Source organism: Micromonospora zhanjiangensis, from assembly GCF_042650605.1.
GTDB lineage: Bacteria > Actinomycetota > Actinomycetes > Mycobacteriales > Micromonosporaceae > Micromonospora_J > Micromonospora_J zhanjiangensis.
Map to the genome: position 1 here is coordinate 1 of NZ_JBHSBN010000064.1, position 10,402 is coordinate 10,402.

A 10,402-nucleotide genomic window follows, 5' to 3' on the forward strand; every position below is an offset into this window, starting at 1 on the left:
TCGCCGCTTCGGTCGTCCGCCCTGATCACCCGGGGTGCTGGGTAGTGTCACGATGATCCTCTTCCTGTCTCCCGGCAAGCCTAACGCTCCGGGAACGGCTGCCTCATCTCAGCCTGACAGACAGGGCATGGAGGTCCTTATCTATCCCATATGTATCCGTGGTGCCCGGTCTGCGCCATCGACGCCGACCGGTGAAGCCATACTCGACCCAAAGTCTGACACCTTGTGTCATATTTCTTCCTCTGTCTTGCGGACATCACCGCCCCGGTAATCATCGGCAGGATGCCCGGCCATGGATCCCCTAACGGGACGCCAGCACAGACGTCGATGGCCGAGCCCCACACCACCTACCAAGATCCACTCTTTGACCCCTGGTGTCGCCGTTCTTTCCAACACCCCAGTAACGCCCGTAGCGCCGCCGCCAGCCCACGCTCCACGTCGTTACCCGCCGCCGCCTCCAGACGGTCAACTTCAGCGTTGAGCTGCGGCAGATCCTCACGGCTGAGTACGCCATCTGACCATGGGTCAAGCTGACCAAGATCGGAAGTTGGTTTCCGCCGGCCGCATTCATCAACGGCAACAGCTCCTCCACAGGCACTTCGAGCAGCAAACCGCGTTCCTTCGCCGCGGCCCACTCTTCGGCGTCAGCGCGGTGGCGCTCACGCCGCTGCGTCCGGATAGCACGGCGCAGGCTCTTCGGACGCGGCTGCGGAGGACGCAGCACCAACAGCAGACCCACCCCGGTGACGCCACGGCATCACTTTCACTGAGCCGGCGTCAGATCCACTGATCCAAGGCATCAACTCTCCCGACCCGCATCAGTTGCGCCGAGCCAGGACACGATGGTTCCACCACCGCACCCGACTCGCCCGACAAGCTACACCATCACACCGATAAGTGCGGCTGCCCTACTACAGCATCGACAGTAGCTGCCCGGCGTCACCGAGCTTCGCCGATTGCAGCAACAGGGGCGGGCGACCCTAGCCGAGGCAGCAGAGCTAACGACGGAAGGGTATGTAAATCTGGGACGTCGCGATGTTCTCGTGGCCGAGCCAGAGAGCGATGACGGTGATGTCGACGCCGGATAGGAAACTGCCAGAGACACGCGGCGGTGTGCCGCAGGTCGTGCAAGCGTCGGTCCACACTCGGAGCGACGAGATCGGGCGCATCACGTCGTCGATCGGCGCGCCGTGGCTGACAAGCCACAATGTTGCATCAGGTCAGGATCGAACAGGGCATGCGGGCACTGGAGGTCCGGTCCGGCTGTTGTCAGTCGAACTACTCAACCGCGCTTTGAAACGGTGTCGTTGACAATCTGCCACATCTCATAGTTCCCGCATTCCGCCGTGATCTCAGCCGTCGCCTGAGCTGCGGCGAAGAAGTCGTTGACCAGCGGCGAGGTGCGTGACGCGGCCATCGCGACGAATACCTGGTCGGGCGCCAGATCCGGGACGGGCACGTAGCTGATGTCCGGTCGTGAGTAGAACACGGTCTCCGAACGCCCCACGAACGAGATGCCACGGCCGGCCGCGACGTGCTCGAGCTTTTCCTCCACCCCGCGCACCCGGAGTCCGGAATCGGGGTGTGGGCGTCTGGTGGGCTGCGTGCTCGTGTCGGCGTGCCAGATCAGCGGCTCGCCGGCCAGGTCGGCCTCGGTGACCTCCGCCTTGCCGGCCAGCCGGTGGCCCATGGGCAGCGCCACCATGAGGGGCTCGGTGTAGAGCGGAGTCAGGCGCAGGCCGGTATCGTCGATGGGCAGCCGCACATAGGCGACGTCGACGCGGCCGTCGAGCAGCATCGGGGCCTGGTCGTCCCATTCCATTCGTTGCACGTCCACGACTGCGTCTGGATGCCGGGCCTCGAACACCCGCGTCGCCGGGATGACCGGGATGCCGGCCCGGAAACCGACCACCAGCCGCTGGCCGCCGCGTTCTGCCACGGACACTCGGCGCCGGACCGCGTGCGCGGAGGCGAGTAGCGGGCCGGCGTCGTCCAGCAGCTGTCGGCCCGCGTCGGTCAGCGTGACGCCGTGGCTGTCGCGGGTGAAGAGCGAGGCGCCGAGGTCCTGTTCCAGCGCGCGGATCTGCCGGCTGAGCGCCGGCTGCGCGATGTGCAGCTCTTCGGCGGCGCGGCCGAAGTGCAACCGGTCGGCGACGGCGACGAAGTAGCGCAGCTTGCGCAGGTCCAGATCCATGGAACCTCCCGGTCCGGCAATGCCTCGAGGGTATCACCACGGCTAAAACAGGTCTTGGACACCCGATCAGGGCGGTGGCATTGTTCATGAGGCCGGGAGAACTCGGCACAAGAATTCGGTGTCGGCATTTGACGGCAGTGCCCAAAACAAGGATGAGCACATCAAGATTTGGGCCTCTTCTGTTCCTTTCTCGGGAAATCCAGCAATTCAAAGGAGTGACCGTGGGAAAGCTCGATGGCAAGGTCGCGGTGATCACCGGTGGATCCACCGGTCTAGCACTGGCCGGGGCCAAGCTGTTCGTCGAGGAAGGAGCGTATGTCTTCATCCAGGCCCGGCGGCAGGAAGCGCTGGACGACGCCGTCAAGCTGATCGGCCGTGACGTCACTGCCGTCCAGGGTGACGCGTCCGATCTGGACGACCTGGAGCGCTTGTACGACACCGTCAAGCGGGAGAAGGGCTCGATCGACGTGCTGTGGGCCAGCGCCGGGTTCGGTGAACCTGCCGTCCTCGGCGAGATCACGGAGGAACAGTTCGAACGCTCCTTCTCGCTCAACGCGCGCGGCACCCTGTTCACCGTGCAGAAGGCCCTGCCGCTGATCAACGACAACGGCTCGATCCTCATGACCGGTTCCAACGCCTCCCTCGGCGCCTTCCCTGGCTGGAGCCTCTACGCCGGCAGCAAAGCCGTCCAGCAGGCCTGGGCCCGCGTCTGGCTCAACGAGCTGCGCGACCGCAAGATCCGGGTGCACGTCCTGACCCCCGGCCAGGTCGGCACCGCCAAGCAGGAAGAGCTGTTCGACGAGGCGACGAGGGCCGCGTTCGAGTCCCTCATCCCCCGCGGAACGATGGGCCGTCCTGAAGAGATCGCCACCATCGCCCTCTTCCTCGCCTCCAACGACTCCAGCTACGTCAACGGCCTGGAGCTGGTCGCCGACAGCGGCACCACCGCCATCTGAACCACACCACCTCATCCACACACGAACGAGTCAGAGCGGCGCCTGGAGAACAGGGCGCCTCGAGAACAGGAAGAGAGCACAGCTCATGAGCAGCATCACCTTCATCGGTGCGGGGAACATGGCCCGCACGATCGGCACGCGCGCGGTGGCGGGCGGCAACACCGTCGAGATCATGGCACGCGATCAGTCCAAGGCCGATGCCCTGGCCAAGGTTCTGGGCGGTGGCACCACGACAGGTAAGTGGGGTGCCGTCCCGGCCGGGGACATCGTCATCACGGCCGTGTTGTACGCCGGTGTCGTCTCGGCCGTCGCCGAGTACGGAGACGCCCTCGCGGGCAAGATCATCATCGATATCAGCAACCCCTTCAACGCCGCGTTCGACGGCCTGGCCCACAGCGAGCCGACATCGATCGCGCAGGAGGTCGCCAAGGTGGCCCCGGCCAGCGCCGGCGTGTTCAAGGCCTTCAACACCATCTTCCGTGGCGTCCTGGAGAACGGCCGGCCCGACGTCTTCTTCGCCGGCGACGACCCGCAGGCCAAGGCAGACGTGGCGACATTTATCGAGAGCCTCGGACTGCGCCCGCTGGATGTCGGCGGCCTGAGGATGGCGCACTGGCTGGAAGGAGCGGGAGTGCTCACGGTAGGCCTCGCGGGCAACGGGATCGGCCACGGGAACTTCGCCCTGGGCGTCAAGGAGTTCACAGGCTGACCTCCTGGGATTGGCCAAACAGCCGGCAAACAGGTTGACGGACCACGGGCTCATCGACGTCAGACATTAATAGTAGCGAAGGAATTCGCCCGAGGAGGCTCATCGCAATGCAGCTCGGTTTTGTGATTCCTGTTGTTGGGCCCTCCGTCACCGACGCCCCTGCCCTGAGCGCTTTCGTCCGCGGGCTCGAGGACCTTGGCTACGACACCCTGTGGATCGGTGATCGCCTGGTCACGCCGGTTGATGTGGGCAGCGGCTATCTGGCCCGAGGGCCGCAGATGGCCCGCTCCTTCGATCCGGTGCTGCTGTTGACCGTCGCTGCGGCGGCGACCAGCCGGGTGCGTCTGAACACCAGCACGCTCAGCACGTTCTACTACGAGCCGCCGCACCTGGCCCGGCAGCTGACCACGCTCGACGTGCTCAGCGGCGGACGCCTCGGCGTCGGAGTCGGGGTGGGGTGGATGAAGCAGGAGTACGACGCGGCTCGCAACGCGGACTGGCAGCGGCGCGGCAAGATGCTTGACGACACGCTGGCGTTCCTGCAGGCGTGGTGGACGACCAGTCCCGTGTCCTGGGACAGCGAGTTCTTCACCATGCCACCGGTCCACGCCGGCCTCCGGCCGGTCCAGGCGGGCGGGCCGCCCATCTGGATCGGCGGTGCCAGCGAGGCCTCGATGCGCCGAGTCGGCCGCAGCGGGGTCGGATGGCTCGGGGTCGAGGGGCCGGCACCCGCCGCGTCGATCAGCAGTCAGGACGAGGGCGCCGACCACCTGTGGTCGATCGCGCGTCGAGCGGCGGAAGACGCCGGCCGCGATCCCGACGCACTGAAGACGGCCATGCGGATCAACCTCGAGCCGGGCACGTCCGTCGACTCGGTCGCGGACCAGCTGAAGCGGTACGCCGACTCCGGTGCTGACGAGGGGTACTTCGATGCCTTCGCGATGTTCACCAGCCTTGACCAGCTGCTCGACTTCGCCGGCCAGGTGATCGAGCGTACCGGCCGGTTGTGACCACCTAAGAAACAACCACCCAGAAACGATCACCCACGAAAGAGAGCACTCACCATGAGCAGCATCAGTTTCATCGGCCTCGGGGGCATGGCCCACGCCATCGCCTCCCGCGCGGTCACAGGCGGGCGCTCCGTCGAGCTCATCGGCCGCGACCCGGCCAAGGCCAAGGGCCTGGCCGCCGAACTCGGCGCCGGGGCCACGGCGGGGACCTTCGGCACCGTCCCTGTGGGCGACCTCGTCGTCCTCGCCGTGCCGTACACCGGCGCCGTGCCGGTCGTCGCCCGGTACGGGGAGGCACTGGCCGGCAAGGTCATCATCGACATCTCCAACACCTTCAACGCCAACGCCACCGGGCTGCTCACTCCTGAGGGCACGTCCGGTGCGCAGGAGATCGCCAAGGCGGCCCCGGCGAGCGCGCACGTCGTGAAGGCGTTCAACACCGTCTTCGGCCATGTCCTGGTCCAGGAGCGTCCGTTGGACGTGTTCTTCGCCGGAGACGACGCGGTCGCCAAGGCGAGCGTGTCGGCGTTCATCGAGACCCTCGGACTGCGTCCCCTCGACGTCGGCGGCCTGGAGATGGCCCGCTGGCTGGAAGGGGTCGGGCCGCTGCTGATGGGCCTGGCCCGCAACGGCGCGGGCACTTTTGACGTCGCCCTCAGCGTCGACTTCCCCGGCTGAGCGCACCCCTGCTAGTAGCCCGCGGCGCTCCCGCCGCGGATTCTCACGGAGGAGTCATCGTGCGTCTGATATGGCAGCTCTTGGCGGTTGTGGCGGTCTGGATCCTCGGCAATCTGGGCACCGCGGCGGTGAAGGACAAGCCCTGGCTGGCGCTCGTCGCCGGCCTGTTGACGGCCGTCGTCGCGGTCCTGGTCTACGGCCGGGTGGTGCGGCGAACCGAGCACCGGGCCCCCGTCGAGGTGTCGCTGAAGGGAGCAGGTGCCGGGATTAGCTGGGGCACGCTGCTCGGCATCGCGCTGTTCGGGGCAGTCATCGCGAACATCGCCTTTTTCGGTAACTATACGATCAACGGCCTGGGCACACCGTCGAGCGCCGTCGCCCTGCTCGGGATCATGGCGGGTGCCGCCGTGACCGAGGAGCTGGTCTTCCGCGGTGTCCTGTTCCGGAACGTCGAGCACTGGACCGGAACCTGGATCGCGCTCGTGCTGACCGGCTCGCTGTTCGGCCTGATCCACCTGCTCAACGCGACCGCTACCCTGTGGGGCGCCATCGCTATCGCCATCGAGGCAGGCGGGATGCTGACCGCCGCGTACGTCGCCACCCGCAAGCTGTGGGTGCCGATCGGTCTGCACTTCGGCTGGAATATTGCCGCGAGCGCCATCTTCAGCACCAAGGTGTCCGGCAGCAACACCCCGCAGGGCCTGCTGGACGCGACGATGTCGGGTCCCGCGCTGGTCACGGGCGGCGACTTCGGGCCGGAGGGCAGTGTGTACGCCGTGGTGTTCGGCGTGGTGGCCACCGTCGTGTTCATGTGGCTGGCACACCGGCGTGGTCATGTGGTCCCCGTCCGTCGCTCGGCCCGGGCGGACGTGGCCGCTAGGCTCACCAGTTGATCGAACCCCCGCCGTCGCGCACGTCGTGAAGGCGTTCAACACCGTCTTCGGCCGCCATGGCGCGGGGAGCTTCAACTTCACCCTCGGCGTCAACACTTCTGCCTGAGCGCGCCCGCACCATTACTTCTCCGCCACATCAATCATAAGGACCAGTAGCATGCGCGTTTTTGTCACTGGCGGGACCGGCCACACCGGTTCGTACATCGTCCCCGAGCTCATCGCCGCCGGGCACGAGGTCACCGGCCTGGCCCGATCGGAGGCGGCCGCGGCGGCATTGTCCGCGCTCGGTGCGCAGGTGCGCCGCGGCGACCTCCAGGATCTCGACGGGCTCAAGGAGGCGGCGGCAGACTCCGACGGCGTCATCCACGTCGCGCACAGACAAGACCTGCTTCCGTCCGGCGGAGTCGCCGCCGTGGCCGCCGCAGAGCTCCCGATCATGCTCGCGTACGGCGAGGCACTCGCGGGAACCGGAAAGCCGCTGGTCGCAGCGGGGAGCATTGGCTCGCCCGGACAGGGATTCCTGGGCCGGATGGCCACCGAGGAGGACCCGGCCCTTCCCAGCGGCGATGAGCACAAGGGCACCCTGCGGGCCCGTAACGTCGTGGAAACCACCGTAATCGGCCTCGCTGAGCGAGGGGTGCGATCTTCGATCGTGCGGCTCGCCAACATCGCGCACAGCACGACCGACCGTTCCGGCTTCCTCCCCACGCTGATCGCCCTGGCGAAAGAGAAGGGCTTCGCCGGCTACCCCGGAGACGGCGCGAACCTGTGGAACGCCGTGCACGCCCGCGACGCCGCCTCCTTGTTCCGCCTCGCGTTGGAAAAGGGTGGCGCTGGCAGGTATTGGCACGCAGTGGGGGACGGCGGCATCCCGTTCCGCGAGATCGCCGAGGCCATTGGCAGCCGCCTGGGCCTGCCCGCCGTGAGCGTGCCCTTGGACGAACTGATGCTGCCGGGATACTTCGGGTTCCTCGCGAACGTGGTCACGCAGAGCTACCCGGCGTCCAACCTCATCACCCGCCGGACCCTCGGCTGGGAACCCGCTCAGCCCGGCCTGCTCGCCGATTTGGACAACGGCCATTACTTCCCGTCAACTGACGGCCCCGCGATTTGAGGGCACACCAAAGGGCAGGGTCCTCATCGCAACGAGTCCCGCTCATCGCGAGGACAAGGCTCTTATGGAGGGACGTTCAAGAACATGACAACTGTGGGATTCGTCGGAAGCGGATCCATCGGCAGTACCATCGCGCGGCTCGCCATCGAGGCCGGACACCAGGTCGTGCTCAGCAACTCGCGCGGTCCCGAAACGCTCGCGGGCACGGCCGCGGAACTGGGGCCCCGGGCCTCGGCGGCGACGAGCGAGGAGGCCGCGGCGGCCGGTGACATCGTCGTGGTCACGGTGCCGGTCACGGCCTTCCCCAACCTGCCCGCCGCGCCACTGGCCGGGAAGACGGTCATCGACACGTGCAACTACGGCCCCGAGCGTGACGGGCACATCCCCGAGCTCGACGGCACGTCGCTCACCTCGAGCGAGCTGTTGCTGCGGTACATCCCGGACGCCGGGCTTGTGAAGGCGTTCAACAACATCTACTTCAAGCATCTGCTCTCACTCGCCCGCCCGACAGGGGCGGCCGACCGCTCTTACCTGCCGATCGCCGGAGACTCCGCACCGGCGAAGGCTGCGGTGACCGAGTTCATCGATTCCATCGGGTACAGCGTGGTGGACGCGGGACCGCTGGCCGGCAGCTGGCGGCAGGCGACGGGCACCCCGGTGTGGGGGACCCCGTACGGGCCGCCCTCGAACGAGAAGGGCCGTCCGGCCGGCGCGGACGCCATCCGCGCGGCACTGGCCACCGCAACGCGGTGACCGCAAGTTGGCACGGGCCGCGGTATGACCCTGGCCGTGTTGTGGCCCCGTCCGAACGGCATCGGGCGGGGCCACAAGCGGGCCTGGTCGCGGTCATGCTGCGCCGACTACCAACGACGCGAAGACTGCATCACGACCAGCACGTGAGCACGACCAGAAGAGGCACATGACTGACCAACCGCCGCTGATCGCGGTGACCGACGCAGAACTCGAAGACCTGCGCGTGCGGCTACACGCCACCCGGTGGCCCGCCCGGTGGCCCGTCGATGGCTGGGAAGCGGGCGTCGACACCACTGAGGTGCGCCGCCTGGCGGAGTACTGGGCCACAGGCTATGACTGGCGCACCCACGAAGCCCTGTCTGTCAGGGTGAGTTGAGGCCGGAAGCCTCTGCCGTTCGTAGCGACCCCTAGTCTGGGCGGAGAGGCCATGACGGGGCAGGCATGCCGACCGTGGAGGTCCTATGACGACGCGAGCCGATACGATCCCGGGACAGGTCACGCTCGCGTCATGGGCTGTCCAGCAGTGCAAGGTCCGGCCGCAGCGGTTCACCCCGCCGGCGGTTGGGTTGAGCTTTGCTTTCTACGGCCGAATGTCCACGGTCGACTTTCAGGATCGGACGTCGTCGTGTCGGTGGCAGCGCGACTACGCCGAGGACCTTGTCGCTGGCCGTGGTCGGATCGTGGCCGAGTTCTTCGACGAGGGCGTCTCTCGCCGGATCGCTTGGCCGGACCGGCCGCAGGCGGCACGGCTACTCGCCGCCGTGGCGGACCCGGCACGTGGGTTCGACGCGATCGTCGTGGGCGAGTGCGAACGTGCCTTTCACGGCCAACAGCTCGAACGGCTGAGCCCCAACCTCGTCGAGCACGGCGTGCAACTGTGGCTGCCGGAGACCTATGGGCCGGTCGACTTCGACAACCCGCGACAGTTGGCGCTGTTGGACCTGCTGGGCGTGCATTCGCAGCGGGAGGTGTCCCGGGCTCGGCGCCGCACGACTGCGGCGATGCGCGCGCAAGCCGAGTTGCAGGGCCGGCACCTCGGGGCCGGCCGCCCTACGGCTACCGGCTCGTCGACGCCGGCCCTCATCCGAACCGCGCTCACGCCGCCTGGGGACGGCGCCTGCACCGCCTGGAACCCGACCCGGCCACCGCGCCCTGGGTGAGGTGGATCTTCGAGCAGCGGCTGGCCGGCGGCAGCGTGGCCAGCATCGCCCGCGCCCTCAACGAGACCGGCATACCGTGCCCGTCGGGCGCGGACCCGGCACGTAACCCGCACCGCAACGGCCAAGGCTGGATGCTGACCACCGTCGCGGCGATCCTGGCCAATCCCCGCTATACCGGCCGCCAGGTATGGAACCGGCACCGCACCGACCACGACGATGTCGACCCGGACGACGCCGTCACACGGCATCACGAGGTCCAGCGCTGGAACGCCGCCCCCACCCGCACCGCTCGGAAACATGAACGGTTTTGGTGGGGGTTAACGTGTCCGAACCGCAACCCCACCGTCGGCATTCACGGTTGAGGACGTCATGATCGACTGTCGTCGGTAGCGGACCAGCCCGGCCTACGGCAGGCCCGTCGGCGCTTCGGCTCCCGACCACCCCGCCCATCGCCCGCAGTGAGATCACCTCGTCCGGGTAGAAGTCGCCGCAAGGGCCCCGGAAAGTCCCGGTAGCCCTGGACAGCGGTGATCCGCCCGGGAGCGGCATGGAGGAAAACATCGTCCGAGATGCAGGTCGTCGCGGCCGCGACGCCCCATCCGGATGAACGGACAGCCGGCGTTCGCCTCGCAGATCGTCGGGAACGGCACCGAGCGACTCGCCGCCCCTGCTGAACAACGGCGCGAGATCTGCACTGGTGAAGCATGTGCTATATAGTTTCTCAACCTCCGTCCAAGACGACGGGCCGCAAGGCCCTGCCTCCAAGGTTTCCCAAGGCGTGTACGAGCCACCTGCCGAGCTGGCGAGTCGGAACCTGTCAAGTCAAGTGAGACGTTTTCGTGGTCAGGTGTTCTGTAGTTCGGTGGGTTGAGCTGCTGGTTTGTTGATCCACACCGTGGTCGGCAGGGCGGGTGGTCGGGGTCGGCGGGTGAATC

Annotated in this window: 10 protein-coding genes and 1 pseudogene; 10 read left to right on the forward strand and 1 reads right to left on the reverse strand. The window is 67.4% G+C overall.

The window, feature by feature from the left end; translation table 11 throughout:
* Nucleotides 1-1,282: 1,282 nt before the first annotated feature.
* On the reverse strand, nt 1,283-2,194 hold the full coding sequence (locus ACFOX0_RS33435) for a LysR family transcriptional regulator (RefSeq protein ID WP_377553580.1): 912 nt from the start codon (nt 2,192-2,194) through the stop codon (nt 1,283-1,285).
* A gap of 221 nt (nt 2,195-2,415) precedes the next feature.
* On the opposite strand from ACFOX0_RS33435, the gene ACFOX0_RS33440 reads away from it, so the two are divergent.
* The 10 genes and pseudogenes from ACFOX0_RS33440 (at nt 2,416) to ACFOX0_RS33485 (ending at nt 9,829) form a co-directional block, all read left to right on the forward strand.
* The gene (locus tag ACFOX0_RS33440) at nt 2,416-3,150 is read left to right on the forward strand and encodes an SDR family NAD(P)-dependent oxidoreductase (protein WP_377553582.1); all 735 of its coding nucleotides are present in this window, start codon (nt 2,416-2,418) and stop codon (nt 3,148-3,150) included.
* Nucleotides 3,151-3,235: 85 nt separating this feature from the next.
* Nucleotides 3,236-3,859 (forward strand): NADPH-dependent F420 reductase, encoded by a 624-nt coding sequence (locus ACFOX0_RS33445; RefSeq protein ID WP_377553584.1) that lies wholly within the window; start codon nt 3,236-3,238, stop codon nt 3,857-3,859.
* 107 nt (nt 3,860-3,966) lie between these two features.
* A complete protein-coding gene (locus tag ACFOX0_RS33450) occupies nt 3,967-4,869 on the forward strand; it encodes a TIGR03619 family F420-dependent LLM class oxidoreductase (RefSeq protein WP_377553586.1) in 903 nt (300 codons plus the stop codon).
* Between the two features lie 54 nt (nt 4,870-4,923).
* Nucleotides 4,924-5,547 (forward strand): NADPH-dependent F420 reductase, encoded by a 624-nt coding sequence (locus ACFOX0_RS33455; RefSeq protein ID WP_377553588.1) that lies wholly within the window; start codon nt 4,924-4,926, stop codon nt 5,545-5,547.
* 59 nt (nt 5,548-5,606) lie between these two features.
* On the forward strand, nt 5,607-6,440 hold the full coding sequence (locus ACFOX0_RS33460) for a CPBP family intramembrane glutamic endopeptidase (protein ID WP_377553590.1): 834 nt from the start codon (nt 5,607-5,609) through the stop codon (nt 6,438-6,440).
* Nucleotides 6,441-6,597: 157 nt separating this feature from the next.
* Entirely contained in the window at nt 6,598-7,554 is a 957-nt protein-coding gene (locus ACFOX0_RS33465) for an SDR family oxidoreductase (protein WP_377553592.1), read from the forward strand.
* Between the two features lie 69 nt (nt 7,555-7,623).
* Nucleotides 7,624-8,307, forward strand: a pseudogene (locus ACFOX0_RS33470) (NADPH-dependent F420 reductase); the annotation flags it as partial.
* 166 nt (nt 8,308-8,473) lie between these two features.
* On the forward strand, nt 8,474-8,683 hold the full coding sequence (locus tag ACFOX0_RS33475) for an epoxide hydrolase N-terminal domain-containing protein (RefSeq protein ID WP_377553594.1): 210 nt from the start codon (nt 8,474-8,476) through the stop codon (nt 8,681-8,683).
* 85 nt (nt 8,684-8,768) lie between these two features.
* Nucleotides 8,769-9,467, forward strand: a complete 699-nt coding sequence (locus tag ACFOX0_RS33480; protein WP_377553596.1) for a recombinase family protein — start codon at nt 8,769-8,771, stop codon at nt 9,465-9,467.
* Nucleotides 9,464-9,829 carry a recombinase family protein gene (locus tag ACFOX0_RS33485; RefSeq protein WP_377553598.1) on the forward strand — a complete coding sequence of 122 codons (366 nt, stop codon included), beginning with the start codon at nt 9,464-9,466 and terminating at the stop codon, nt 9,827-9,829. The genes ACFOX0_RS33480 and ACFOX0_RS33485 overlap by 4 nt, the downstream gene beginning before the upstream one ends.
* Nucleotides 9,830-10,402: the final 573 nt, after the last annotated feature.